The sequence below is a fragment of the Pseudodesulfovibrio tunisiensis genome, assembly GCF_022809775.1.
Taxonomy (GTDB): domain Bacteria; phylum Desulfobacterota; class Desulfovibrionia; order Desulfovibrionales; family Desulfovibrionaceae; genus Pseudodesulfovibrio; species Pseudodesulfovibrio tunisiensis.
Genome location: NZ_CP094380.1, coordinates 2,453,261 through 2,477,288 on the forward strand (window position 1 = coordinate 2,453,261; position 24,028 = coordinate 2,477,288).

General features: G+C 60.7%; 27 protein-coding genes and 1 pseudogene. 6 read left to right on the forward strand and 22 right to left on the reverse strand.

Translation table 11 applies throughout. The features are described from left to right. Positions 1-272 precede the first annotated feature (272 nt). From MPN23_RS11910 to MPN23_RS11970, 13 genes are all read right to left on the reverse strand, one after another. Positions 273-698: a F0F1 ATP synthase subunit epsilon gene (locus MPN23_RS11910; protein WP_243544416.1), complete on the reverse strand. Its 426-nt coding sequence runs from the start codon at positions 696-698 to the stop codon at positions 273-275. Between the two features lie 12 nt (positions 699-710). Next, positions 711-2,108, reverse strand: a complete 1,398-nt coding sequence (gene atpD, locus MPN23_RS11915) for a F0F1 ATP synthase subunit beta (protein ID WP_243544417.1) — start codon at positions 2,106-2,108, stop codon at positions 711-713. A 16-nt stretch (positions 2,109-2,124) separates the two neighbouring features. Further along, positions 2,125-3,006, reverse strand: coding sequence for a F0F1 ATP synthase subunit gamma (locus MPN23_RS11920; RefSeq protein WP_243544418.1), 882 nt, complete (start codon positions 3,004-3,006; stop codon positions 2,125-2,127). A 16-nt stretch (positions 3,007-3,022) separates the two neighbouring features. Then, complete coding sequence (atpA, locus tag MPN23_RS11925; protein WP_243544419.1) at positions 3,023-4,531, reverse strand: F0F1 ATP synthase subunit alpha; 1,509 nt, start codon at positions 4,529-4,531, stop codon at positions 3,023-3,025. 4 nt (positions 4,532-4,535) lie between these two features. Continuing rightward, the gene (gene atpH, locus MPN23_RS11930) at positions 4,536-5,087 is read right to left on the reverse strand and encodes an ATP synthase F1 subunit delta (protein WP_243544420.1); all 552 of its coding nucleotides are present in this window, start codon (positions 5,085-5,087) and stop codon (positions 4,536-4,538) included. Beyond that, a complete protein-coding gene (atpF, locus tag MPN23_RS11935; protein ID WP_424450052.1) occupies positions 5,084-5,659 on the reverse strand; it encodes a F0F1 ATP synthase subunit B in 576 nt (191 codons plus the stop codon). The genes atpH and atpF overlap by 4 nt, the downstream gene beginning before the upstream one ends. Positions 5,660-5,683: 24 nt before the next feature. After that, positions 5,684-6,106 (reverse strand): ATP synthase F0 subunit B, encoded by a 423-nt coding sequence (locus MPN23_RS11940; protein WP_243544421.1) that lies wholly within the window; start codon positions 6,104-6,106, stop codon positions 5,684-5,686. 124 nt (positions 6,107-6,230) lie between these two features. Continuing rightward, positions 6,231-6,605 carry a bactofilin family protein gene (locus tag MPN23_RS11945; protein WP_243544422.1) on the reverse strand — a complete coding sequence of 125 codons (375 nt, stop codon included), beginning with the start codon at positions 6,603-6,605 and terminating at the stop codon, positions 6,231-6,233. A gap of 48 nt (positions 6,606-6,653) precedes the next feature. Next, a complete protein-coding gene (gene rodA, locus MPN23_RS11950) occupies positions 6,654-7,760 on the reverse strand; it encodes a rod shape-determining protein RodA (RefSeq protein ID WP_243544423.1) in 1,107 nt (368 codons plus the stop codon). Then, a complete protein-coding gene (gene mrdA / locus MPN23_RS11955) occupies positions 7,750-9,627 on the reverse strand; it encodes a penicillin-binding protein 2 (RefSeq protein WP_243544424.1) in 1,878 nt (625 codons plus the stop codon). The genes rodA and mrdA overlap by 11 nt, the downstream gene beginning before the upstream one ends. Then, positions 9,611-10,099, reverse strand: a complete 489-nt coding sequence (locus MPN23_RS11960) for a hypothetical protein (RefSeq protein WP_243544425.1) — start codon at positions 10,097-10,099, stop codon at positions 9,611-9,613. Before MPN23_RS11960 ends, mrdA begins: the two co-directional genes overlap by 17 nt. Then, positions 10,080-10,928, reverse strand: a complete 849-nt coding sequence (mreC, locus tag MPN23_RS11965; RefSeq protein ID WP_243544426.1) for a rod shape-determining protein MreC — start codon at positions 10,926-10,928, stop codon at positions 10,080-10,082. The genes MPN23_RS11960 and mreC overlap by 20 nt, the downstream gene beginning before the upstream one ends. A 15-nt stretch (positions 10,929-10,943) precedes the next feature. Then, complete coding sequence (locus MPN23_RS11970; protein ID WP_279388669.1) at positions 10,944-11,987, reverse strand: rod shape-determining protein; 1,044 nt, start codon at positions 11,985-11,987, stop codon at positions 10,944-10,946. A 167-nt stretch (positions 11,988-12,154) separates the two neighbouring features. Between MPN23_RS11970 and mnmL the strand changes: the two genes are divergently transcribed. From mnmL to rhtB, 6 genes are all read left to right on the forward strand, one after another. Beyond that, a complete protein-coding gene (mnmL, locus tag MPN23_RS11975; RefSeq protein WP_243544427.1) occupies positions 12,155-13,135 on the forward strand; it encodes a tRNA modification radical SAM protein MnmL/YtqA in 981 nt (326 codons plus the stop codon). 25 nt (positions 13,136-13,160) lie between these two features. Beyond that, positions 13,161-13,658 (forward strand): methylated-DNA--[protein]-cysteine S-methyltransferase, encoded by a 498-nt coding sequence (locus MPN23_RS11980; RefSeq protein WP_243544428.1) that lies wholly within the window; start codon positions 13,161-13,163, stop codon positions 13,656-13,658. A gap of 437 nt (positions 13,659-14,095) precedes the next feature. Beyond that, positions 14,096-15,235, forward strand: coding sequence for a glycosyltransferase family 4 protein (locus MPN23_RS11985; protein ID WP_243544429.1), 1,140 nt, complete (start codon positions 14,096-14,098; stop codon positions 15,233-15,235). After that, positions 15,235-15,828, forward strand: coding sequence for a histidine phosphatase family protein (locus MPN23_RS11990; protein ID WP_243544430.1), 594 nt, complete (start codon positions 15,235-15,237; stop codon positions 15,826-15,828). Before MPN23_RS11985 ends, MPN23_RS11990 begins: the two co-directional genes overlap by 1 nt. Next, positions 15,828-16,997, forward strand: a complete 1,170-nt coding sequence (locus MPN23_RS11995; protein ID WP_243544431.1) for a glycosyltransferase family protein — start codon at positions 15,828-15,830, stop codon at positions 16,995-16,997. Before MPN23_RS11990 ends, MPN23_RS11995 begins: the two co-directional genes overlap by 1 nt. 35 nt (positions 16,998-17,032) lie before the next feature. Further along, the gene (rhtB, locus tag MPN23_RS12000; protein ID WP_243544432.1) at positions 17,033-17,659 is read left to right on the forward strand and encodes a homoserine/homoserine lactone efflux protein; all 627 of its coding nucleotides are present in this window, start codon (positions 17,033-17,035) and stop codon (positions 17,657-17,659) included. 373 nt (positions 17,660-18,032) lie between these two features. Here the strand turns inward: rhtB and fliQ are convergent, their stop codons facing one another. The 9 genes and pseudogenes from fliQ to MPN23_RS12045 form a co-directional block, all read right to left on the reverse strand. Then, positions 18,033-18,302 carry a flagellar biosynthesis protein FliQ gene (gene fliQ, locus MPN23_RS12005; protein ID WP_243544433.1) on the reverse strand — a complete coding sequence of 90 codons (270 nt, stop codon included), beginning with the start codon at positions 18,300-18,302 and terminating at the stop codon, positions 18,033-18,035. Between the two features lie 35 nt (positions 18,303-18,337). Next, on the reverse strand, positions 18,338-19,102 hold the full coding sequence (gene fliP / locus MPN23_RS12010) for a flagellar type III secretion system pore protein FliP (RefSeq protein ID WP_243544434.1): 765 nt from the start codon (positions 19,100-19,102) through the stop codon (positions 18,338-18,340). Next, positions 19,080-19,469, reverse strand: coding sequence for a flagellar biosynthetic protein FliO (gene fliO / locus MPN23_RS12015; protein ID WP_243547389.1), 390 nt, complete (start codon positions 19,467-19,469; stop codon positions 19,080-19,082). The genes fliP and fliO overlap by 23 nt, the downstream gene beginning before the upstream one ends. 1 nt (position 19,470) lies before the next feature. Continuing rightward, entirely contained in the window at positions 19,471-19,995 is a 525-nt protein-coding gene (gene fliN, locus MPN23_RS12020; protein WP_243544435.1) for a flagellar motor switch protein FliN, read from the reverse strand. Between the two features lie 87 nt (positions 19,996-20,082). Beyond that, the gene (locus MPN23_RS12025; protein WP_243544436.1) at positions 20,083-20,568 is read right to left on the reverse strand and encodes a flagellar basal body-associated FliL family protein; all 486 of its coding nucleotides are present in this window, start codon (positions 20,566-20,568) and stop codon (positions 20,083-20,085) included. Between the two features lie 82 nt (positions 20,569-20,650). Then, the gene (locus tag MPN23_RS12030) at positions 20,651-21,370 is read right to left on the reverse strand and encodes an OmpA/MotB family protein (RefSeq protein ID WP_243544437.1); all 720 of its coding nucleotides are present in this window, start codon (positions 21,368-21,370) and stop codon (positions 20,651-20,653) included. 2 nt (positions 21,371-21,372) lie between these two features. Further along, complete coding sequence (locus MPN23_RS12035) at positions 21,373-22,191, reverse strand: OmpA/MotB family protein (RefSeq protein ID WP_243544438.1); 819 nt, start codon at positions 22,189-22,191, stop codon at positions 21,373-21,375. Positions 22,192-22,259: 68 nt separating this feature from the next. Then, positions 22,260-23,022: pseudogene (locus tag MPN23_RS12040) on the reverse strand (motility protein A). A 23-nt stretch (positions 23,023-23,045) separates the two neighbouring features. Further along, positions 23,046-23,750, reverse strand: a complete 705-nt coding sequence (locus MPN23_RS12045) for a YggS family pyridoxal phosphate-dependent enzyme (RefSeq protein ID WP_243544439.1) — start codon at positions 23,748-23,750, stop codon at positions 23,046-23,048. Positions 23,751-24,028: the final 278 nt, after the last annotated feature.

A 24,028-nucleotide genomic window follows, 5' to 3' on the forward strand; every position in this document is an offset into this window, starting at 1 on the left:
CGTCGTTCCAGTGGACATAGTACGGTCTGAGTCCATCCATAACTATTGTCCCCCCATGATGATAACCTTCTGGTCCCATACGGCCACGCTATCCCGAACTCTCGGTTTCTTCATGAGAAAACGATCCTTTTTTGGAAAATGAGCAGTAAAAAAACAACTAAATTCCAGTCAAGGCATAGCCAAAGGCAAATGCAGCGACTTTGCAGGGCACAACAAAAAAAAGGCGGACCGCAATGCGATCCGCCTTTTTGTTTTATTGGGTGAGCCAGGCTCTAGGAGCAGGTGCCGGCTTCACGGCCACGGGTCTGGCAGCTGATGCGGGCAATGGCCCGCTGCAGGGCAGCCTGATTTCTCGCGTGGTCGAGCTTTTCCTTGGCCTGTTGGGCCCTGGATTCGGCGCGCTCTCTGGCCTTGGTCGCACGGTCAATGTCGATCTCGGTGGCCATTTCGGCAACTTCGGCCAGCACAGTGACCTTGTTGTGGTTCACTTCCGCAAACCCACCGGCGACGAAGACAAAGTGCGCCTTGCCGTCTTGTTTGTAATGGAGGTTGCCAATACCAAGAGCGGAAAGGAAAGGAACGTGATTCGGCAGAATGCCGAACTCACCGAGTACGCCGGGGGCGCCGACATACTCCACTTCCTCGGAAAGTACCTTCCGGTCTGGAGTGACAATCTCAAGGTTCAGCGTCTTAGCCATGAGCTACCTCGCTTAATTCTTGGCCTTTTCGATGGCTTCCTCAATACCGCCGCACATGTAGAAGGCCTGCTCGGGCAGATCATCGTATTTGCCGTCAAGGATGTCGCGGAACGCCTTAACAGTATCTTCGGTCTTGACGTACACGCCGGGAACGCCGGTGAAGACTTCGGCGACGTGGAACGGCTGGGACAGAAAACGCTGGATGCGGCGGGCGCGGCCAACGGTCAGCTTATCCTCGTCGGACAGTTCGTCCATGCCGAGAATGGCGATGATGTCCTGGAGGTCCTTGTACTTCTGGAGCACGGACTGCACTTCACGCGCGGTGGCGTAGTGGTCGGCGCCCAGAACGTTGGGGTCGAGGATGCGGGACGTGGAGTCCAGCGGGTCCACCGCAGGGTAGATGCCGAGCTCGGCGATCTGACGGGACAGAACCAGAGTACCGTCCAGATGCGAGAACGTGGTGGCCGGCGCGGGGTCGGTCAAGTCATCGGCGGGCACGTAAACGGCCTGAACCGAGGTGATGGAACCCTTGTTGGTGGAGGTAATGCGCTCCTGCAGGCCACCAAGGTCAGTGCCCAGAGTCGGCTGGTAACCAACCGCGGAAGGCATGCGACCCAGAAGTGCGGACACCTCGGAACCGGCCTGGGTGAAGCGGAAGATGTTGTCGATGAAGAGCAGCACGTCCTGGCCTTCTTCGTCACGGAAGTATTCCGCGCAGGTCAGAGCGGTCAGAGCAACACGGGCACGGGCTCCCGGAGGCTCGTTCATCTGGCCGTACACCAATGCGGCTTTCTCCAGAACGCCGGCTTCCTTCATTTCGTGGTACAGGTCGTTGCCCTCACGGGTACGCTCGCCAACACCAGCGAACACGGAGATGCCGCCGTGCTGCTTGGCGATGTTGTTGATCATTTCCATGAGAATAACGGTCTTGCCAACACCTGCGCCGCCGAACAGGCCCATCTTGCCGCCCTTGGGGAACGGGATGAGCAGGTCAACGACCTTGATGCCGGTTTCGAGCAGCTCAACCTTGGTGTTCTGCTCGGTGAAGCCCGGAGCCGCGCGGTGAATGGGCAGGCGCTTCACGGCGTCGATGTCGCCCATCTCGTCAACAGGCTCGCCAACGACGTTCATGATGCGGCCAAGAGAACCGGAACCGACAGGCGCGGTGATGGGGGACTCGAGGTCGGTGGCGCCCATGCCGCGGACAAGGCCGTCGGTCGCGTCCATGGCGATGGTGCGCACGATATTGTTACCCAGATGCTGGGCCACTTCGCAGATCAGCTTCGGCGCAGCGTCATTGTTGGGATTCTGAATTTCCAACGCGGTGAGAATGTTGGGCAGTTTGCCCTCAGGAAATTCGACGTCGACAACGGCGCCGATAACCTGAACGATTTTACCTACATTTGCCATTGTTTAAAGCCCCCTTTTATCCGTTCAGCGCTTCAGCGCCGCCGACAATGTCCATAAGATCGCCAGTAATGGCAGCCTGCCTGGTCTTGTTGAACAGCAAGGTCAGGGATTCGGTCAGGTCGTCACACGCCTTGGTGGCGTTGTCCATGGCGGCCATGCGCGCAGCATGCTCGGAAGCGGAAGTGTCGAGCAGGCCGCGATACACCTGAACCTTGATGAACCGAGGCAGAAGCTCGGCCAGCAGGCCTTCGACGGAAGGTTCGTATATGTAGTCGCCGGAAGCGCCTTCGGATTCCTCGCCCGCTTCAGCCTCGTGCGAGGTGATGGGCAGGACATCGAGCGTGACCGGGATCTGTTTTGCCATGCCGTGGAACTCGCCGTAAATGACGCTGACCTCATCAAGCTCGCCAGCCAGATAGGCGGCGATCACTTCGTTGCCCACGCTCGCGGCGAGGGAAAAATCGAAGTGGGTCATGGCGTCGCGCTCCTGACGAACGACTTCATAGTCGGTCTTGCGGAACGCATCTGCGACCTTCTTGCCGATGCAGTAGACCTTGACGGTCTTGCCCTCGGCGGTCTTTTCGGCAGCCAGTTTCATGGCCATGGTGATGATGTTCGAATTGAACGCGCCGCAAAGGCCGCGATCCGAAGTCGTGACCACAATGCCCGTGGTCTTGACCTCTTCGCGCCTTTCCAGCAGCGGGTGCACCGATTCGTCAGCACCGGCCGCCAAATCCCCAAGCATCTCGTAGAACTTGTCAGCATACGGACGGAACCGCTCGATGCGGCTCTGCGCGTTTCTGAGCTTCGCCGAGGCCACCATATTCATGGCCTTGGTGATCTGCTTGGTTTTTTTGACGCCAGTGATCTGATTCTGGACGTCTCGTAACGAAGCCATCAATTACCCCTTTGACTTAGGCGGAAAAGCCCTTCTTGAACTCCTCAATGGCAGCCTTGAGCTTGCCTTCCACGACATCGTCGATCTTTTCCTTCTCGGCGATTTCGCTCAGCACGTCAGCCTTGGCGCTGCGCATGAACTCGAGGAACTCGGCTTCGAACTTCTGCACGGACTCCACTTCCACGTCATCCAGAAGGCCGCGGGTTCCGGCGTACAGGATGGAAACCTGCTCCTGAACGGAGAGGGGCTGGTACTGGGGCTGCTTGAGCAGCTCGACCATGCGGGCGCCACGATTCAGCTTCTGCTGGGTGCCCTTGTCCAGATCGGAACCGAACTGCGCAAAGGCGGCCAGCTCGCGGTACTGGGCGAGGTCGAGACGAAGAGTACCGGCAACCTGCTTCATGGCCTTGATCTGCGCGGAGCCGCCGACTCGGGAAACCGAGAGACCGACGTTGATGGCCGGACGGACACCAGCGTTGAACAGGTTGGGCTCCAGGTAGATCTGACCATCGGTAATGGAGATGACGTTGGTCGGGATGTACGCGGACACGTCGCCTGCCTGAGTCTCGATGACGGGCAGGGCGGTCAGGGAACCGGCGCCCAGGCTGTCGTTCACCTTGCAGGCACGTTCCAGCAGTCTGGAGTGCAGGTAGAAGACGTCGCCGGGGAAAGCTTCACGTCCCGGGGGACGGCGGAGCAGCAGGGACATCTGGCGGTAGGCCGTGGCCTGCTTGGAAAGATCGTCGTAAACGATCAGCGCGTGCTTGCCGTTGTCACGGTAGAATTCCGCCATGGTGGCACCGGTGTACGCAGCAATGAACTGCAGCGGCGCGGGGTCGGAAGCGGTAGCGGAAACAATGGTGGTGTATTCCATGGCGCCGTACTTGCGAAGCACGTCGGCAACCAGGGCGACGGACGCCTTCTTCTGGCCGATGGCCACGTAGAAGCAGTGCACGTCGGTGTTCTTCTGAGCCAGGATGGCGTCGATGCCGACAGCGGTCTTGCCGACCTGACGGTCACCGATGACGAGTTCGCGCTGGCCGCGGCCGACCGGAGTCATGGCGTCAATGGCCTTGAGACCGGTGTAGCAGGGCTCGTGAACCGACTTGCGGGCGATGATGCCGGGAGCCTTGAGCTCAACCGGGCGGATTTCGTTGGACTCGATGGGTCCGAGACCGTCAATGGGTTCGCCCAGGGGGTTCACGACGCGGCCCATGACACCGTCGCCGACCGGCACGGAGTAGATCATGCCGGTACGCTTGACCGGGTCGCCTTCCTTGATGCCGGTGTCATCGCCGAGCAGGGCGACACCAACGTTGTCCTCTTCCAGGTTCAGCACCATGCCCTTGAGACCGCCGGGGAATTCCAGCAGCTCCATGGCCATGGCGTTTTCGCAGCCGTGAACGCGGGCAATACCGTCACCGACATAGAGCACGGTGCCGGTTTCGCTCATCTCGACGCGAGATTCATAATTCTGAATCTGGTCCTGAATGATTTTGCTGATTTCTTCCGCTTTAATCTGCATGGCCCTACTCACCCCTTTTAATATTTTCCTTCAAATTCTGCAGTTGAGCCCTCAGGCTGGCGTCCAGAACCTTGTCCCCGATCTTGAGAACAACGCCGCCGAGGATGTCCTTGTCCACGGCAAAGGCCAGTTCCAGTTTCTTGCCTGCCTTCTCTTCCAGACGCCCCTTGAGCTCGGTCTTGCGCTCCTCGCTCAGCTCCTTGACGGTCACGAGCTCGCCCGTGACGATGCCCTGTGCGACATCAAGCATATCCTTGTAGTCGGAGGCGATGGCGGGAATCTGCTCCAGACGGCCCTTTTCGGCCAGCAGGTCGCAGAAGTTCCGGACCATCTGATCCATCGACATCTTTTCGATAATGCGAGTCAACACGGATTTCTTCTCTTCCGTGTTGAAGGTGGGGTCGCGGAAAAAGCCCAAAGCCTCGGGAGACTGTTCTAGGGCCCCGGCCAGTTCCATGAGCTGGTCGCCGTACGCCTTGAGGTCAGCCTCGCCCTTGGCGGTGCCTATGGCGAACAGGGCTTTGGCGTAGCGGCGCGATACTACGTTACCGGTCAATTGAGCACCACCTTTGTTAAATAGTCATCCACGAGCTTGTCGTGGTCCTTGTCGCTCAACTTCTCCTGCACGATTCTTTCCGCGGCCTCGATCACCATGTCGGCCATTTCCGCACGGATGGCGTCAATGGCGGCAGTGGCCTCGTTGGCAGCAGTGCGCTTGGCCTGTTCGGCCAGAGCTGCGGCGTCCTTTTCCGCCTTGGCGATGATGGCCTCTTTCATGGCCTCACCCTGTGCCTTGGCTTCACTCAGAATCGCCTGCTTCTCCTGTTCCATGTTGGCGATGCCGGATTCCACTTCCTTGAGCTTCTTCTCGGCTTCGGCCTGACGGTTCTGGAGATCGTCCAGGTCCTGTTTGATCTGGTCGCGACGACCGACAAAGAACTCCTTGATCTTCGAACCCGCAAACTTCCAGAGAATACCCAGGAAGATGAGCAGGTTGATCATACGCAATGCGTAATCCTTCACCTTGGCGGCGGTGAAGAGTTCTCCGTGCCCGTCACTGGCGGCGGCCATGGTGGCGAAAAGAGCCACTGTGGCGAGGGCCGCTAAAATCACATACACCCGTTTCAAGATGAAACCCTCCTTACACCTCGACTACGCCTGACCCAGGACCTTGTCCGTGGCTTGAGCAGCGTATTTTTCCACGTCCTTGGACAGCAGGTCCTTGGCGGCCTTGACCTGGGACTCGATCTCGGCCCGGGCGGCCTTGATGGTGTCGGCAGCCTCGGCACCAGCAACGGACATCATCTTCTGCTCTTCAGCGGAAGCCTGGTCCTTGATCTGGTTGCGGATCTCGGTCCCCTGCTTGCGAGCCTCGGCGATCTGCGCCTCGTAATCCTCAAGCTTGGTCCCGGCTTTGGCGTTGAAGTCCTCGATCTTGTCCATCTGATCGGCCATCAGCCCTTTCCGCTTCTTGATTATCTCGCGAATGGGTTTGATGAGCAGAACATTCAGCACGAAGACCGTGATGAGGAAGTTCGCCCCTTGGATGAAAATGGTTTTGTCAGGTATAACCATACCTAGTGCCCCCCGAGAGGTTGTGAATTTTAGCGCAAAGTCACTGGCGTTTACCCAATTTCGGGGATTGTGTCAAAGCCTTTTTGGGTTTTGACACGGTCTCGAGCAACGCTGAAGACCTTGCTTACAGACTCGTGGAATCCTCTTCGGAAACCTTGGCTGGAGCGGATTCCGGGCTGCCCATGCTGAGCTGCCCTTCAAGGATCGCTCCCTCCTCCACTACCAGGATCGGTGTCCTGATATCCCCCTGCAAATTGGCCGTTTTGTGGAGCACGACCCGCTCCTTTGCCTCCACCTCGCCGCGCAGGCTCCCGGAGAGGACCAGCTGGCCGACCCTGACCTGTCCCTCGACAACAGCTTCCTGGCCGACGACAAGCGTTCCGTCCGAGACAACTTCGCCCTGGAAATTGCCATCAATGCGCACTGCGCCCTGAAAGTGCAATTTTCCCTGGTAGTTGGTTCCCGCACCCAAAAACGCGTTGATTTCGTCTCTCGCCATAAAAGATGTTCCTCCGATCGAGTTCAGGCCGAGGGGGTCCTGCACTGTCTACTTGAAGAGGAATCTTCGCATGGACACGTTCAGGACCAGCCCGACAAGGCAAAAATTAACCAGGGTCGCGCTCCCTCCGTAACTGATGAACGGCAGGGGTATGCCGACCACAGGCATAAGCCCGAGAACCATACCCATGTTTATGAGGATTTGCCAGAAAAAATAAAAGAACACTCCAGCGGCAAGATAGCTGCCGAAAAGCCCTCTGGCATCGCGCGCGATCACGACCATTTGGTAAAGAAAAAAGCAGAATAGCGCGAGCAGGATCATGGTTCCGACAAAGCCCCATTCCTCGCCGAAAACCGCCACGGCAAAGTCGGTGTGCTTCTCCGGCAGAAACCGGAGCTGGGACTGGGTTCCCTCCAGAAATCCCTTTCCCCAGAACCGGCCGGAACCGATGGCGATCTCCGACTGGATGATGTGGTAGCCCGAGCCGAGGGGGTCCTTGGTCGGGTCCAGAAAGGTCAGGATGCGCTGCTTCTGGTAGTCGTGCAGGAAGAACCAGCCGAGCGGAAGCAGGCAGGGGATGGTAACCAGCGCGGTCTTGAAAACCCGGGAAGTCACGCCCCGGAACAGGATCATGCCGCCGAGCAGCATGAGAATGGACAGGCCGGACCCCAGATCAGGCTGCCTGATGACCAGCCCGGCAGGGATGAGCCCAACGCCCAGAACATACCCGAGCCGGAGAAAGTCCAATTTTTCACGTTCTCGGGAAAGTATGCGCGCACCAACGACCAGCACGGAAATCTTGGCCAGTTCGCTGGGCTGGAAATTCATGAATCCGAGGTCGAGCCAGCGGCGTGCTCCGTAGATGGTCTTGCCCGCAAAGAAAATGGACACGAGCAGGGCCACGGTAATCCAGAACAGGGGCCACGCAATGGTCTTGAGATGGCGGTAGTCGATGACCATGAAGGTCACCATGCCGAGCATGCCGAGCAGCCCCCAGAGAAGCTGCTTGCGATAGTACGGGGCCACGCTCATGCCGTCCTCGAGCCGAAACCCGCTGGCGGAGTAGAGGTTGAGCACCCCGCACAGGAAAAGCACCACGGCCAGACCGAGCAGAGCCCAGTTGATATGCAGCAGAAGCCGCCTGTCAAATGCCATTGGAATCCCCCTTGGGAAGGGTGCCGTCCGCCTTTTGCGCGGCAAGAGCGCGGTCGATGAGGTGCTGGGGCTTTTTGCGCACCTTGCCCGTGAAAAGATAATCGATGGCGGCCTTGACCACGGGCCCGGCTCCGGACCCGCCATGCAGGCCGTGCTCCACCATGGCCACAATGGCAAACCGCCTGCCATCCTTTTCCGCAGTTGCCGCCATCCAGGCGTGGTCGCGGTACTTGTACGGAATATCCTCGTCCTTCATGGCCTTGAGTTCGTCCGTGAGCCGCACCACCTGTGCCGTACCGGTCTTGCCGCCCACGATCACGCCCCTGGTACGCAGTCTGCGGGCTGTTCCGCGCGCATTGCGCACGGTTTCGATCAAGGTCTTCCTGAGCAGGCCGACCTGCTCCCCGTCCAGAGGCAGCCGGGCCTGCACCACCGGACTCTCGTCCTTGACCAGCACGGGCTTCATGAGCTTGCCTCCGTTGATCATGGCCGCGTAGAACCGGGCCATCTGCAACGGCGTGACCAGCGTATACCCCTGACCGATGGCCATGTTGTAGTTGTCGCCCCCCTGCCACGGCTCGCCGAACCGGCGGCGCTTCCACTGGCGCGTGGGCATGATCCCGGCCTTTTCATGGGGCAGGTTGATGCCCGTGGGCCTGCCGAATCCGGCAGCGGCCCCGAACTCGCTCATGCGGTCCACGCCCAGCTTCTTGCCGAGCTTGTAGAAATACACGTCGCAGGACTCCACCAGCGCGCGCTCCAGATCAACGCGACCGTGCCCCCATTTCTTCCAGCAGCGGAAGACATGGCGGCCCAGCGTGGTCGATCCCGAGCAGTACACGGTCTCCCGGGGGTCCATGGCCCCATACTGCAAACCGGCTCCGGCCACCACGTGCTTGAACGTGGACCCGGGCGGGTATGCGGACTGGATGGGCCGGTTCTGCATGGGATGCATGGGATCGTCCCGCAGCTTTCGCCACTGCTCCGGAGTCAGACCGGAGCTGAAATCATTGGAATCGTAGGACGGCGAACTTGCCAGAGCCCAGAGCTGCCCGGTATCCGCATCCATGACCACCACGGCTCCGGCCTCGTACCTGAGCCAGTCCATGACCAGCTTCTGCAGACCGAGATCAATGGCCAGGGAAACTTCATGCCCGGCGCGGGGGTGCTTGAGAATCCGATCCTCCAGCCGCCTGCCGTTCACGTCCACCTCGAACTGGCGCAGTCCCTTGATGCCGCGAAGCTGGTCCTCAAGCATGAGTTCCAGCCCGAGCTTGCCCACATAGTCGCCCAGAGCAAGTTCCTGATCCCTGGCCATTTCCTCTTCATTGGCTTCGGCCACGTAACCGAGAATATGGGCCAGCAGCTTGCCGTACATGTACTTGCGGCGGGGCCGGACCTGCACTTCCAGCCCGGGCCAGCGCAGCTTGTTGATCTCGATCAGGGCAAGCTGTTCAAAGGTGAGGTCCGGAATCAGGATGAGCGGTTCGAACGGCTTCACGCGCCTGCGCCGCTTGCGGTACAGGTCGCGCAATTCCTCGAAATCCGCCCCGGTCCAAGTGGAAACCTGTTGCAGGGTGGCGTCGATGTCCTTGCAGTCCTCGCGGACCAGCCCCAGGGCATAGGCGGGTTCGTTCACGGCCAGCAGGTCGCCGGACCGGTCGCGGATCACGCCGCGGGGCGCGAAAATGAATTCCTTGCGGAGCTGGTTGTCCCGGGCCTTGCGCGCATACTCGTCCCCCTTGTGGATCTGGAGATACCAGAGCCGCATGGCAAACAGACAGAACAGCACGAGTATCAGGGTCTGGAGAAGAACCAGCCCGGATTTCGGCGGATGCTTGTCATCGGTGTCATAAAGGTGCGACATCCTGCCTCAACCCCCGGGGAAACAGCTTGTCCGCAAAGACCCATGCAATGGGAAAAACCACGGCCTGAAGCACGCCTTCCAGCACGGCCTCGCGCATGGGAAACGCAATGCCGCCCAGCATGCAGACAAACCATGTCAGGGCCGGATGCAGCACCCCCAGCCCCAGACCTATCACGCACATGAAAAGAATGCTGCGGGCCTCGAACAGCCAGCGTCCGGCAATGAAGAACGCGGCCAGCATGGAATACCATGCCACGCCGTAGCCGAACGGCAGGTTGCCCATGCCCTCGAGCACGAGAATCCAGACGAACCCGAGCCAGAAAGTACGGAAGCCTCCCTGTTCCTGCATGCTCAGGACAATACCGGGCGCAAACACGTCGATGCCGGGAACGGTCTTGTGCACCCATACCCCGGCAATCGTGTACCCCGCCCACCACAGGACGGCCTGAAGACTATTCCCCCTGCGCCGCATCGTGATCCTCCCTGACAGAACGCGAAAGGAGCAGCACCTCCTCCAGTCCGGCCACGTCCACAAGGGGCTCGGCCTGCACGGAGAGGAAAAGGGATATGTCGGACCGCTGCACCTTGGCGACGCGCGCCACGGGCAGTCCCTTGGGAAACACCCCGGACAGACCCGAGGACACCAGCAGCTCGCCCGGTTCGATCTCGGCGTTCAGGTTGACGTAGCGAACGAGCAGAGGCTTGCCATAGCCCTGCCCCACGGCAATGCCGGGCGAACGGTTTGTCTCGCCCACCACGGCCACGGAGCTGTTCGGGTCCGTGATCAGCAGCATCTGGGAATTGTCGGCACCGGTTCGCAGAATGCGTCCGGCAAGGCCGTCCAGCGAGGCCACGGGCATGTCGTTCTCCACGCCGGAAAACGCTCCCTTGTCCACGCTGACCGTGGCGAGTACGCCTGCCGGGCCCATGCGATGGGCCACAACGCGCGCGCCGCTCGCCTCCCAGCCTTCGGGAGGCCGAAAGCCGAGCAGCCGTTCCAGCCGTTCCGCGGAGCGCGCCTGAGATCCCAGCAGCATGTTGCTCTGCTGGAGCTCGGCGAGGCGCTCGCGCAATTCGTCGTTTTCCTGCTTGAGGCCGACCAGATAGACGTAGCGCTCCCAGAACCCGACCACCTTGCTCGCGACCCATTGCCCGGGCCGGATGATCCAGCCCGAGACATCGAGTCCGGTATAGCTCGAAACAGCGTCCAGGTGCCCTGTACGCAGGTTCCACGTGTACAGACTCAGGTACACGAAGAGACCCGCCACGATCACGGCGGCGATCTTCCTGGGCTTTTTCACGCTTTTCCGTTCCGGCTAGTCAGTGGTGACGTCCTTGTAGATGTCCACGTTGTCCAGTGCCTTGCCCGAGCCGAGCACCACGGCGGTCAGGGGATCGTCCACCACGGTAATGGGCAGTTGGGTCTCGTGCTGCAGGAGCTGATCCAGCCCCTTGAGCAGTGCGCCGCCGCCGGTCAGCACGATGCCTCGGTCGACAATGTCCGCAGCAAGTTCGGGCGGGGTCTGTTCCAGTGCGATGCGCACGCCCTGCACAATGCCCTCCACCTGTTCGCTGATGGCCTCGCGGACCTCCTCGGCAGTGATGGGGCGATTCTGCGGAATGCCCGTGACCAGATCGCGGCCCTTGACCTCCATGACGGGTTCCTCGTCCCCGAGGGGATAGGCGGACCCGATGTTGATCTTGATCTGCTCGGCCGTGGATTCGCCGATGAGCATGTTGTACTTGCGCTTGACGTGCTGCATGATGGCTTCATCCATCTTGTCGCCGCCAATGCGCACGCTCCGGGCGTACACGATGCCGGACAGGGAGATGACCGCGATCTCGGTGGTGCCACCCCCGATGTCCACGATCATGTTGGAGGTCGGTTCCGTGATAGGCAGGTTTGCACCGATGGCGGCCGCCATGGGCTCCTCGATGAGGTACACCTCGCGGGCTCCGGCGGACTGGGCGGACTCCCGCACCGCGCGCTTTTCCACCTGCGTGATGCCCGTGGGCACGCAGATCATGATCCGGGGACGGACCAGTCTGCGGCTGTTGTGCACCTTGGAAATGAAATGCCGGAGCATCGCTTCCGTGACCTCGAAGTCGGCGATGACGCCGTCCTTCATGGGCCGGATCGCCACGATGTTTCCGGGTGTGCGGCCAAGCATCTTCTTGGCCTCGGCTCCGACTGCGAGCACGGTCTTGCCGCCTCGCGAGTCCTTCTTCACGGCCACGACCGACGGCTCGGACAGCATGACGCCTTTGCCCTTCACATAGACGAGCGTATTGGCGGTCCCGAGATCGATGGCGAGGTCGTTGGAGAATGAGCCGATGATTCTGTTGAGCAGACTACCCATTTATCCCCCGATTCCCTTCGGATTTATGTGCGAAACACCCCGCTTTCCAACTTCGGCGGGATGCGATAGCTTACTGAGGCAATTTGTGCTTCGTACCAAATGTGCCTACGTCTATCAATAGTCGGGGCGCGGGTCGAAGAAGATTTCTCAACTTTTTCTAAACGCACATGAACCGCTATTTCGCCCTTTCCGCCCACCTCCGGCAGCAGTTCGGGGAGCGCGTGCAGAAGATTCCGCTGGACGCGGGATTTTCCTGTCCCAACCGGGACGGGACCATCTCGCGGCACGGATGCGTGTTCTGCAATCCGCGCGGCTCGGGCTCGGGCATGCTGGAACAGGGCATGTCCCTGACCGACCAGTGGACGCACTGGTCCGCACGCATCGGCAAACGCTACAAGGCGCGCCGCTTCATCGCCTATCTCCAATCCTATTCCAACACCTATGGCCCGGTGGACAAGCTCGCCCGCGTGCTGGACGAACTCAAGGGTCTGCCCGGCATCGCGGCCCTGAGCATCGGCACCCGGCCCGACTGTCTGGATGCGGAAAAGCTCGCGCTGCTCGCGGACCTGCGCGACTCCCTTCATGTTCGGGAAGTCTTTCTGGAGCTCGGTCTGCAATCCGCGTCCGACGCCACACTGGCCTGCATCAACCGGGGACACACGGCGCAGGATTTCGCCAATGCGGCTCGGGCCGCGGCAGACCGCGGGCTCTCCGTGGTCGCACATCTCATGGCGGGCCTGCCCTCACCCAACGGCCATGAAAGCGCGAACGAATTTCTCGCATCCGTGGATTTCATCAACGCCCTGCCCGTGCGCGGCGTGAAGTTCCACAACCTGTATGTATGCCGAGGCACGCCGCTGGCCCGGATGTGGCGCGAAGGCGAATACACGCCCCTGACGCAGGCCGAATATCTGGACATGCTGGGCCGCGCCCTGATGCGACTCCGGCCCGAAACCGTGATACACCGACTCAACGGCAACCCGGCCCCGGGCGAACATCTTGCCCCGGACTGGGCCGGGAACATGCGCGCCCTGCACAATGCGGTGCGCGATCATCTGGAACGCAGCGACATCTGGCAGGGCAAGCGCAACGGCGCGGAATCCGGACCATCCCCGCATTTTTCCCCGGACTTCGCCGCCAGCGAGTAACCACCCCACAGGCAAAGGGAACACCATGACGACCGAAACCATCATTTCCGGCCCTCTGGCCCTGATCCTCCATTGGAATGGCCCGCTTCTGGACCGGCTGAACATAACCTGGTCCGAAGGCCTCGCCTCCACGCCCTCGCCTTCCGGGCATGCCCGCGCCCTGCAAATCGCATTGGACGACTACGTGGCAGGCAGGACCGTGATCTGGCCCGACCTGCCGTTCGACATGGACAGGCTCACGCCCTTTCACCGAACCGTGCTCCACGCCCTGCGCCAGATTCCCTCGGGCACCACCCTTACCTACGGCCAGCTCGCGGCCCGCTCCGGCAACCCCAAGGCCGCCCGCGCCATTGGCCGGGCCATGGCCACCAACCCCTGGCCGCTGGTCTACCCCTGCCACCGCGTGATCGGCAGCAACGGACAACTGACCGGCTTCTCCGGTTCCGGCGGCCTGGACCTCAAGGCCTTCCTGCTCAGACACGAAGGCGCGCTACCCGATGAAAATCAGGACCGCGGCGCATGAATGCGTTTTTACTGCCTTCGGCGACCAGAGAACCCTTTGAAAAGGGGTTCTCTGGACTCTCCTAAACTTTTTGGTTCTACGCCGCCAGTGAAGGATGAGGGAACTTGTCCGGCTCGTTTGGCGGCGTAGGGAAATGCGGAAAAGCAAAAGATTTCGCTATCGAAAAAAAAGAACTCGGGGGAAATGGGTAAAGAAAGAAAAGCAAGTTTCTCTTTTGAAGCCAGCCAGCCCGTCTTGAGAATTGAAAAAGGCCCGGTGAATGTCTCGACAGAGCATTCATCGGGCCTTTTTCAATTCTCAAGACAGAATGGGGATCCAAGGGGCCTTGCTCCTTGGCGGGTCCGGGCAGAGCCCGGCCCCCCGGGAGGGTCGCCGAAGGCATTCCCCTCCTTGTGCCCATACCCGGCAATGGTGTACATCCGGATATCGGACGGCGCATGAGTCGTCCTGTGGAGGTATTCTTGCGCATCGCGTTCTGCACACCATTCAAGCCCTTGAATCACCCCCGGATTTCCGGGGATGTGACCATTGCCCGCGACCTGTGCCGCGCTCTTGAGGAGCACGGGCACGAGATCATCGTGCTGCCGCATTATCCGTCCAAATGGATATACTGGCATCCGGGCAGATGGGCTCGCGCCGGACTGACGCTGCGGGACATGATCGACGTGGCCGAGGACGCGCATTGCTGGCTGAGCTACGGCAGCTATTACAAGGTACCGGACGTGTTCGGGCCGCTGGGAAGCTCCAGTCTGGACATTCCGTACTTCCTGTTTCAGGCATCCCATGCGCCTTCGCGCGGCAGAAAGCTCAGGACATGGCCCGGATACCGGCTGAACAGGCGGGCCATGCTCGCTGCCGATCATGTGTTCTGCAACCGCATGAACGACATGGACGGATGTTCGCGCCTGCTGCCGCCCACGAAATACAGTTATGTGCGGCCCGGACTGGCGAACGGCATGTTCCGACGCGACCTTGAGGCCCGGGAGCGGCTGCGCACGACGTGGAAGGCCGGGGATGAACCCGTGGTGCTGACCGCGGCCATGCTGCGCTCCGGAGTCAAGGTCGAGGGCGTGCGCTGGGTGATCCGCGCCTGTGCCGGGCTGATGGCCAAAGGGTTGCGACTGCGACTGGTCATTGCCGGGGACGGTCCGCGCCGGGGCGAAATCGAAGCATTGGCCCGCACCGAGCTGCCGGGCCGGGTGATCTTCACGGGCATGGTGGACCGCGAGGCCATGCCCGGTCTGTACAGTGCGGCGGACGTCTTTGCATTCCCCGGGCTGGAGGAAAGCGTGGGCATGGTCTATCTGGAGGCACAGGCATGCGGCCTGCCCGTGGTGGCCACGGACGACGAGGGCGCGCCTCAGGTGGTGTGCCACGGCACGTCCGGCATCATCACCTCGACCACGCGCCCGGAATTCACGGCAGGACTGGAACGGCTGCTCACGGATACGGAATTGCGCGAAAAACTGGCGAGCCGCGCACCGGACCATGTGCAACGGGAACACGACATGACGACCAATTGTCGAGACATGGCCGCACTCATGGCGGAAATCTGCGGCCGTACCGGAGAATCCTGATGACGACTTTTCTGCTCATGCGTCACGGCCTGACCACGTGGAATCGGGAGAAACGATTGCAAGGCACTTTCGATGTTCCCCTGTGCGAGGAAGGACGGGACATGGCCCGACTCTGGGGCAAACGCCTGCGTGAACGGCCACTTGATCGCATCCTGTGCAGCAATCTGGAACGCGCCCGGGAAACCGCGCGACTGGCCAACATGTTCCTCGGTCTGGAAGTGCAGGAGGATGCACGACTGGCCGAACAGGACTGGGGGGACTGGACCGGAGCGAGCAAGGCGGGCATGGCAGCCATGCGCGACAGCGTGCGCGAACAGGAAGCCCGGGGATTCGGATTCACCCCGCCCAATGGCGAAAGCCGCGCCCGGGTGCTGGAACGGGCCGTCGCCGCACTCTCGGAGGTGGCAGGGACCCACCCGGACGAAACCGTGCTCGTGGTCACGCACAACGGCGTGATCAAATGTCTGGCGCATCATCTTTCCGGCTCGCCATACATGCCCGGTTCGCGAAACATCCTGAAAAGCTATCGTCTGCACAGGCTGGAGCATGACGGCAAGGCCCTGCATCTGGCGCAGTTGAACATGGAACTGTGATGAAGACCGTCATCTACTGCCAGCACGTGCTCGGAGTCGGCCATTTCTTTCGCACGCTGGAAATTGCGCGGGCACTGGCCCCGGACGAGGTGGTCCTTGTCACGGGCGGTGCGGACGTGCGTTTCACCTGCCCCGCAAACATGCGCCACGAACGACTGCCCGGCCTGATGATGGACGAAACCTTTTCCCGATTCATTCCGCTGGAACCGGGCATGAACGTGGACGACACGCTGAATCGCCGCAAGCAAATGCTTGCCGACATCATGCGCCGGGAGCGGCCCGACGTGTTTCTGGTGGAACTGTTTCCGTTTGGCCGCAGGAAATTCGGCTTCGAGCTGCTGCCCATGCTGGAGACGATCCGGAAAGGCGAATCCGGCCCGTGCCGCGTTGCATGCAGCCTGCGGGACATTCTGGTGGAAAAAACCGATCAGGCCAAGTTCGAACGCCGGGTGCTGTCCGTGCTCAATCCGCTGTTCGACACGCTGCTGGTGCATGCGGACCCGGCCCTTGTCCGGCTGGAGGAAACCTTTCCCGCAACCCCGGACATCATGATTCCGACACACTACACCGGATACGTCACGCCCCGGCCCGAATCCGGTTCCGGCTCAAGCCTGCGTCGGGAACTGGCAGTCGGGAACATGCCTCTGATCGTTGTCAGTGCTGGCGGGTCCAACGTGGGCCGAGACCTTCTGCTGGCTGCGGTAACGGCTTCCCGGTCACTTGCCGGACGCCGACCTCATCGGCTGGTCGTGTTTCCCGGCCCCCATGCCCAAACCGAGGAACTGGAAGCTCTGAAAGCCTCGGCCCGGGATGCGGACTGGATCGACATTCGCGAATTTTCCACGCGGTTTCCCGCATGGCTGGACGCGGCGGACCTGTCCGTGAGTCTGGCCGGATACAATACCGTAATGAACCTGCTGGCTGCGAACACGCATGGTCTGGTGCTGCCGTTTGCCCGGAATCGGGAACAGCGCATGCGGGCCGAACGTCTGGCCGAACACGGCGCGCTCACCATGCTGGAACCCGACGAACTTGATCCGGACAGGCTGGCCCGGCGCATGGAACAGGCGCTGGACCGTCCGACGGTGCACCATGGCGTGAATCTGGACGGAGCCGCACACAGTGCGGCCCTGCTGCGTTCGCTTGCCTTGAAAAACGACTTTGTGTAGGGCTGGCCTGTAACAAATTGCCGGAAGGAGAGCCCATGACCTTTGCCACCTGGTCGACCTTTGTCGCGGCCTGCATTGTGTTCAGCCTTGCCCCGGGAGCCGGGTCGGTCTCGACCATGAGCTGTTCCCTGTCGCACGGGTTTCGTCGGACCCTCTTCAACACCTTGGGATTGCAGATTTCCCTGTCCATCCACATCATGCTCGTCGCTGCCGGACTCGGCGCGCTCGTGGCCTCCTCGGCATGGGCGTTTGCTGCGCTCAAGTACGTTGGCGCGGCCTATCTCGCATGGATCGGCATCCAGAAATGGCGCGAAGCCTCGGCCATTGATCTCGCACACGACCAGTGCACCCGGATTTCCGGGCTCGCGCTCGTGCGAAACGGCATGCTCGTCAACATCAGCAATCCCAAATCCATCATCTTTCTTGCCGCGTTTCTGCCCCAGTTCGTGAACCCGGCACTGCCCCAGATTCCCCAGTATGCGCTCCTCGGCGCCACCACCCTGATCATCGACGCGCTCGTCATGGTCGGCTTCTCCCTGCTCGCCCGGTCCGCTCGCGCATGGTTTGCCACGCCCGGACGCGTGCGCACACAGAACCGCGTGTTCGGCACCCTCTTCGTCGGTGCCGGACTCGCTCTCGCCTCGGCGCAACGCTCGGCGTAGGAAGAAAAGAATGCCTTCGGCGACCAGAGAACCCTTTGAAAAGGGGTTCTCTGGACTCTCCTAAACTTTCTGGTTCTACGCCGCCTGTGGAGGATGAGGGAACTTGTCCGGCTCGTCTGGCGGCGTAGGGAGATGCGGAAAAGCAGGAGCTTCCGCTATCGAGAAATCAGAACTCAGGGGAAACAGGCAAAGGGAAAAGAAGTTTTTTTGAAGCCAGCCAGCCCGTCTTGAGAATTTGAAGAGGCCGGATGCATGTCCCGACAGGGCATGTATCCGGCCTCTTCAAATTCTCAAGACAGAATGGGGATCCAAGGGGCCTTGCTCCTTGGCGGGTCCGGGCAGAGCCCCGCCCCCGGGGAGGGCCGCCAGAGGCCTACTTGATATAATTGGGCAAATTGAGAAAGAGATCTCTGGTATAATTGACCATCTTGTCCATAATCCACGGGAAGGCGATGAGCAGTGCGATAAAGATGGCCACGATCTTGGGAACCATGGTGAGGGTCATTTCCTGAATCTGGGTCGCAGCCTGAAGCACGCTGACGAAGATGCCGACGGCCATGCCGATGCCGAGCATGGGCAGGGATATGGTGAGGGTCATTTCAATGGCCTGTCTGGCGAAGCCGACCACGAATTCCGGCGTCATGGCGCACTACTCCTGCGGTTTGCGACGCTGCGGCGTCATTGAAAGGTGTTCACAAGGGAACCGATGAGCAGGTTCCAGCCATCGACGAGAATGAAGAGCAGAATCTTGAACGGCAGGGACACCATGACCGGCGGCAGCATCATCATGCCCATGGAGAGCAGGATCGAGGCCACGACCATGTCCAGAATCAAAAAGGGAATGTAGATCAGGAATCCGATGGTGAAGCCGGTCTTGAGTTCGGAGATGGTGTACGCGGCCACGAGCAGGAGCGTGGGCACCTCGGCGCGGCTTTTGGGTCTGTCTTCCTGCGTGATGGAATAGAAAATGGACAGGTCCTTTTCCCGGGTATGCTTGAACATGAATTCCCGGGCCGGTTCCTGAGCGCGGTCCAGTGCTTCCTGAAACCCGATTTCCTCGTTCAGGTACGGTTGCAGCGCCGTGTCATTGATGGCCTTGCCCACGGGGTACATGATGGCAAAGGTCATGAATATGGCGAGGCTGGCAAGCACCTGATTGGGCGGCATCTGCTGGGTTCCCATGGCCTGACGCAGAAAGTGGAAGACCACGATGATGCGCGTGAACGAAGTCATGGTCAGCATTATGGCCGGAGCCAGACTCAGGATCGTGAACAGGAAGAGCAGCTCCAGCAGCACGGAAACGCTTTCCGGCTCGGCCTGTCCCGCGGCGAGCTGCATGCTGAGCTTGGGGATGATGGGCTCCTGTGCCCAGGCAAGGCACGGCAGCAGGGCCAGTGCGGCCCCGGCCAGAAGCAGCAGGCTATTTCGAGTCTTTGCCGTCATCGTCCCTGTTCCTCTTGAGCACGGATGCGAAATTCGGCCCGGATTCGGGCGGCTCGTCTCCTGCCTCGGTCTCGGCCAGCAGAGAGATGTTCTGTTCGGTCACGCCGAGCACGAGTTCCCTGTCGCGGTAGCGGACCACGGCCACGCTCTGCCGATTCCCCAGCATGAGTCTGCCGAGCAGATGCGGGCCCGCGCCATTGCGGGCCGATCCCAGCCCCTTGGGGCCGTAGCGCCTGAGCATGTAGTAGACCGCAAACAGCAGGGCCAAAAGCAGGCACAGATAGCCGGCCATGGTCAGGATGGTCGATCCCGTGTCCACGGCAGGCAGCTCCATTGCCTTGGCAGCGTGTTCCGCCGCAAATCCCACGTCAGCCAAGCTGCTTCACCCGTTCGATCGGGCTGATGATGTCGGTCAGCCGGATGCCGAACTTCTCGTTGATAACCACGGCCTCACCGCGTGCCACGAGCTTGCCGTTCACGTAGATTTCCAGCGGTTCGCCAGCGAGCTTGTTCAGCTCCACCACAGACCCCTGCCCGAGTTGCAGCAGCTCGTTGATGAGCAGCCGGGTGCGGCCCAGTTCGGCCGAGACCTCAAGGGGAATGTCCAGAATGAAATCCAGATCGCGCTTGCCGGACGAGACATTGGCCTGCTGTTTGGCCTCGGCAGTCATGTCCCGGAACTCCGCGTCCTTGGTCTGGGTGGCCAGAAAAGCCTGTTCCTTTTCGTTTCGGACCTCGTCCTGCTCCTGATCCGCAAGGGCGGCAGCCCATTCGTCGGCCAAAGCCTCGTCGTCCGGCGGGCCGTCCCCGGCAGCGGCCGGGTCGGGAACGTCGCCGCCGTCCATCAGTGCGTCAGCCCATTCCTGCGCCAGTTTATCCTGATCGTCGCTCATTGTCGCCACACCTTGTCAGAGGTTGTTCACACGCATGACCGTCTGAAACCGGACGGTCCGAAGAAAGGATTGCAAAATGCGTGCAACTTACTGGATGACCATTTCCGTGATGTAGACCCGCAGCACGTTGCCGTTGCCGATGATCTGGTTCAGCCGATCCACGATTTCCTGTTTGAGCTCGATCTTGGCCTGCATGGTGGAAAGTTCGTCGTAGGTCTTGCTGGAAAGCAGGAGCAGCAGGGAATCCTTGATCTTGGCCATGCTCTTGTCCATGGCGGCCTGCGCTTCGGCGTCCTTGATCTCCACTTCCAGCCCGAGCTTGAGATAGCGTCGCCCCAGAGGATCGGCCAGATTCACCAGAAACACGGGCAGGGGCACGAGCTGGCCTTCAAGCTGCTCCGCCGGAACCTGAGCTTCGTCCTCCTGCGCTGCGTTTTCCTCGGACGGAGCCGCAAAGAATTGCGTATACGCGAAATAGCCGCCTCCGGCCAAGGCCAGAAGCACCACCGCGATGATGATCCATTTGAGCATTCCGCCTTTCTTTTTCTCTTCCTGGAGTTCTGCGTCAGCCACGGGAACCACCTTGTTGTTTCAATTCGTTGTCCTGATCATTCATAGCGTGAAACGGTCCGGTTTTCCAGAGCGTTTCGCGAAGCTAAATGTATCCGCCCACGGGCCGGGCCGTCTTGAGCAGAATTTCCACCCGCCGGTTCATGGCCGTGTCCAGCGGGTTGCCGTATCGGTCGATCACGGGAAAGGCCGCGCCGTATGCGGACAGGGAGAACCGCCTGTCCGGGATGCCTGCCTGTACGAGGTAGGCGAGCACTGCCAGCGCCCTGTCTCCGGACAGGGCATAGGGTGCGTCCTCGGTCGAATCGGTGTAGCCCGCAATGTTGACCGGGGCCGGATTCAGGGAAAGCAGAGGCACGAGCTGGTCGATGAGCGCCCTGCCCGCAATGGACAGTTCGCCCGAGCCCGGATCGAAAAGCAGGTTGTCCGTGAACACCAGTGCCACACCGTCGGGCTTGGCCAGAATGTCGAGATTCCGGTCCAGTTCCTGCCGATCGATGTCCGGCGGCAGGATTTCGTCCGGGAACAGCAGGTCCTTGATGCGGTCCTTCTTGTCCAGCACTTCCCATGGCTTGTCCATGAGTTCCGCGACCAGCCGCTCCTTTGCCGAGGCACGCCCCGAGCCGCGCTTGTCCAGCAGCCCGAGGTCGCCCGTGGTCAGGGTCACGGTGGTGATCAGGGAATTGTCCATTGAGGACATGGAGAGCAGAAGCACGAAAAACGTGAGCAGCAGCGTGGTCAGGTCCGAGAACGTGACCAGCCAGAGCGCCAGCGGCGGGCATGTCTTCTTTTTCTTCTTGGCCATGCCTAGCCTCCGGGCCGGTTCAGGTCGAAGATGAACCCGTCCACGTCAAAGGTGCCGTCGTCCGCGGGCACGCGATCCGGGGCGAGTTCGCGCACCTCCTGCCCCATGCGCAGGCTGCGCTTGTCCAGCACGATGTCCACCCGCCGGTTCAGGCGACGGTTTTCCGCGTTGGTCTGGGGCGCCTTGGGCAGGTATTTGCCGAATCCCTCCAGCCGAAGCATGTCCGCGGGCATGCCCGCATCCAGCATGTGACGATATACGGCCAGAGCACGATTCAGGGAAAGTTTCCACGAAAGATCGGGCACGCGTTCGTCGTCGCCCGGTTCGTAGTTGAGTCCCAGTTCATCGCGCAGTTCCGAGGTATGCCCGGCAATGAGCAGGGGGTACTGGGCGCGAAGCAGCACCGGGGCAATGCGGTCCAGAAGCGCAACGCCGTCCGGGGTCAGTGTGGCGGAAGCAGGCGCGAACAGCACGTCCGCGTTCACGGACAGCACCTGCACGAACCTGTTGGACTCGAAGCGCAGGTCGTCCTCGGCATTTTCCCACATCAGGGGCTTGAGCGGCTCGAGGTCTCCGGAATCAATGGGACCGGGCTCCACGGTGCGGCGGGTATCCTTGCGCGAAAAAACCTCGTAGCTCTTGTCGTGCCAGCCGAAGGTGCCGATGATGGAGCCGAGCACGATGAGTTTTCGCCGTTCGTCCACCTTGGCCATGCTGACCAGAAGCACGAAAAAGGTCAGCATGAGGGTCATGCAGTCCGTGAAGGTGATCAGCCACGGGGGCATCTCCTCACAGAGGACCTTTTTCTTCTTCTTGGCCATGTGCCTTTCCCTTGCCGTCCCGAGTCGTCAGGCTGTCGGAAAGCCGCGATTCGTTGCGCCGTCGCGGGCTAGTCCGAAGCCAGCCTGTCCTTGGGCGGGAGGTAGCTGTTGAGTTTTTCCTCGATGATGCGCGGGTTTTCGCCCTTGGAAATGGCGAGAATGCCTTCCATGATCATTTCCCGGAGCAAGGACTTCTTCCTTGCTCCGGGCCTTGAGCTTGCCGGCCATGGGGTTGAACACGAGGTTGGCGAGAATCGCGCCGTACAGGGTGGTGAGCAGGGCCACGGCCATGGCCGGGCCGATGGTGCTGGGGTCGGACATGGTCTGGAGCATCTGCACCAGACCGATGACCGTGCCGATCATGCCCATGGCCGGGCAGAGCACGCCGAGCTGGGCCACCACGTCCGCACCGCTGGCGTGCCGCTCCTCCAGATAGGAAATCTCGGTCTCCATGATCTCCTGAATGGTCTACGGCTCCAGACCGTCCACCGTGAGCTGGAGGCCCTTGCGCATGTAGTCGTCATCGATTTCCTTGATCAGGGGTTCCAGAGACAGGATGCCTTCGCGGCGGGCGCGGTTGGCGTAGTCCTTGAACCGCTCGATGATGTCGGCCGGGTTGTCCAGACTGGAAAAGAACGTGTTCTTGATGACCCCGATCACGCCGATGACGTAGCCCATGGGAAAGTTGACCAGAGCCGCGCCAATGGTGCCGCCGATGACGATGAGAAAGGATGGGATGGAAACAAAGACGATCAGGCTGGAGCCTGTCAGGATGGCGGCCACGACCAAGCCGAAAGAGAGCACGATGCCTATGACGGTCCCGAGATCCATACCCGTTCCTTATCCGATTCAGGTTATCTTTTACAGGGCCTTGGCCCGAAAATCTTCGTGCCTATGCGCACCAGCGTGGCGCCCTCTTCCACTGCCGGGACGAAATCCCCGGTCATGCCCATGGACAGGTGCGGCAGGGAAATGCCAAGCCGGGGTTCCAGTGCGTCGCGCAGTTCCCGGAGCCGGGCGAAATAGGGCCGCGCCGCCTCGGGTTCGTCGAAGAACGGAGGCAGGGTCATCAGACCCCGAAGCCGCAGCCCGTTCATCTCCATGACCGCGTCGGCCAGTTCGTTCAGCCCCTGCTGCTCCACCCCGGACTTCTGCTCTTCCCCGGCCAGACTGGCCTGAAGCAGGATGTCCTGCACGATGCCCAGAGTTTCCGCCTTCCTGTTCAACGCCTTGGCCAGCTTGATCGAGTCCACGCTGTGCACGAGGCTGAATCTGCCAGCCACGAATCTGGCCTTGTTGGACTGAAGCCCGCCAATGAAATGCCAACGGATGTCCAGCCCGGCCAGCGTCTCGATCTTGTCCGTGGCCTCCTGCACGTAGTTTTCCCCGAAGTCCGCATGTCCGGCCTCGGCCAGCGTGCGAATGCTTTCCGCAGGATGCAGCTTGGACACCGCCACCAGAGTAACGTCTTCGGGCGCGCGCCCGGCCACCCTTGCCGCCTCGTCAATCTCCCGACGAACCAGAGCCAGCCTGTCCGTCAGCGTCATTGTGTCATTCATATTCGTATCATATCCGGGCCTTGTGCCTATCCGCTTATCGGCCCGTTCCATATTTAGTTTACCGAACAACTGAAAAAAACCGTGTTTTTCAAACCGCCTGCCTCAGTATTTACACGTTTTTTTCCCATGTAACCAGCCGGAATCCCGTCACATGTGGGGGAAATCCACAAAAATGCCGTCTTTTCGGACCGTTATGTCTAGATATTATCTAAAATGAACCGGACAGTTTCCTTCGTTTCTTTTATAATGGAGACGGACGGCTTCAGTGATATTCTGAA

What these genes read in the sequence shown, in the direction of transcription:
- MPN23_RS12045 (WP_243544439.1), bottom strand. Translation starts at nt 23,750, where the DNA reads ATGAATGACACAATGACGCTGACGGACAGGCTGGCTCTGGTTCGTCGG.
- mnmL (WP_243544427.1), top strand. Translation starts at nt 12,155, where the DNA reads ATGAACCGCTATTTCGCCCTTTCCGCCCACCTCCGGCAGCAGTTCGGG.
- MPN23_RS11945 (WP_243544422.1), bottom strand. Translation starts at nt 6,605, where the DNA reads ATGGCGAGAGACGAAATCAACGCGTTTTTGGGTGCGGGAACCAACTAC.
- MPN23_RS12035 (WP_243544438.1), bottom strand. Translation starts at nt 22,191, where the DNA reads ATGGCCAAGAAGAAGAAAAAGGTCCTCTGTGAGGAGATGCCCCCGTGG.
- MPN23_RS11985 (WP_243544429.1), top strand. Translation starts at nt 14,096, where the DNA reads ATGAGTCGTCCTGTGGAGGTATTCTTGCGCATCGCGTTCTGCACACCA.
- rodA (WP_243544423.1), bottom strand. Translation starts at nt 7,760, where the DNA reads ATGGCATTTGACAGGCGGCTTCTGCTGCATATCAACTGGGCTCTGCTC.
- MPN23_RS11940 (WP_243544421.1), bottom strand. Translation starts at nt 6,106, where the DNA reads ATGGTTATACCTGACAAAACCATTTTCATCCAAGGGGCGAACTTCCTC.
- atpD (WP_243544417.1), bottom strand. Translation starts at nt 2,108, where the DNA reads ATGGCAAATGTAGGTAAAATCGTTCAGGTTATCGGCGCCGTTGTCGAC.
- fliQ (WP_243544433.1), bottom strand. Translation starts at nt 18,302, where the DNA reads ATGACGCCGGAATTCGTGGTCGGCTTCGCCAGACAGGCCATTGAAATG.
- MPN23_RS12030 (WP_243544437.1), bottom strand. Translation starts at nt 21,370, where the DNA reads ATGGCCAAGAAGAAAAAGAAGACATGCCCGCCGCTGGCGCTCTGGCTG.
- fliN (WP_243544435.1), bottom strand. Translation starts at nt 19,995, where the DNA reads ATGAGCGACGATCAGGATAAACTGGCGCAGGAATGGGCTGACGCACTG.
- MPN23_RS11995 (WP_243544431.1), top strand. Translation starts at nt 15,828, where the DNA reads ATGAAGACCGTCATCTACTGCCAGCACGTGCTCGGAGTCGGCCATTTC.
- MPN23_RS11960 (WP_243544425.1), bottom strand. Translation starts at nt 10,099, where the DNA reads ATGCGGCGCAGGGGGAATAGTCTTCAGGCCGTCCTGTGGTGGGCGGGG.
- MPN23_RS11990 (WP_243544430.1), top strand. Translation starts at nt 15,235, where the DNA reads ATGACGACTTTTCTGCTCATGCGTCACGGCCTGACCACGTGGAATCGG.
- rhtB (WP_243544432.1), top strand. Translation starts at nt 17,033, where the DNA reads ATGACCTTTGCCACCTGGTCGACCTTTGTCGCGGCCTGCATTGTGTTC.
- atpA (WP_243544419.1), bottom strand. Translation starts at nt 4,531, where the DNA reads ATGCAGATTAAAGCGGAAGAAATCAGCAAAATCATTCAGGACCAGATT.
- mrdA (WP_243544424.1), bottom strand. Translation starts at nt 9,627, where the DNA reads ATGTCGCACCTTTATGACACCGATGACAAGCATCCGCCGAAATCCGGG.
- fliP (WP_243544434.1), bottom strand. Translation starts at nt 19,102, where the DNA reads ATGACGGCAAAGACTCGAAATAGCCTGCTGCTTCTGGCCGGGGCCGCA.
- MPN23_RS11920 (WP_243544418.1), bottom strand. Translation starts at nt 3,006, where the DNA reads ATGGCTTCGTTACGAGACGTCCAGAATCAGATCACTGGCGTCAAAAAA.
- MPN23_RS11980 (WP_243544428.1), top strand. Translation starts at nt 13,161, where the DNA reads ATGACGACCGAAACCATCATTTCCGGCCCTCTGGCCCTGATCCTCCAT.
- MPN23_RS11970 (WP_279388669.1), bottom strand. Translation starts at nt 11,987, where the DNA reads ATGGGTAGTCTGCTCAACAGAATCATCGGCTCATTCTCCAACGACCTC.
- MPN23_RS11910 (WP_243544416.1), bottom strand. Translation starts at nt 698, where the DNA reads ATGGCTAAGACGCTGAACCTTGAGATTGTCACTCCAGACCGGAAGGTA.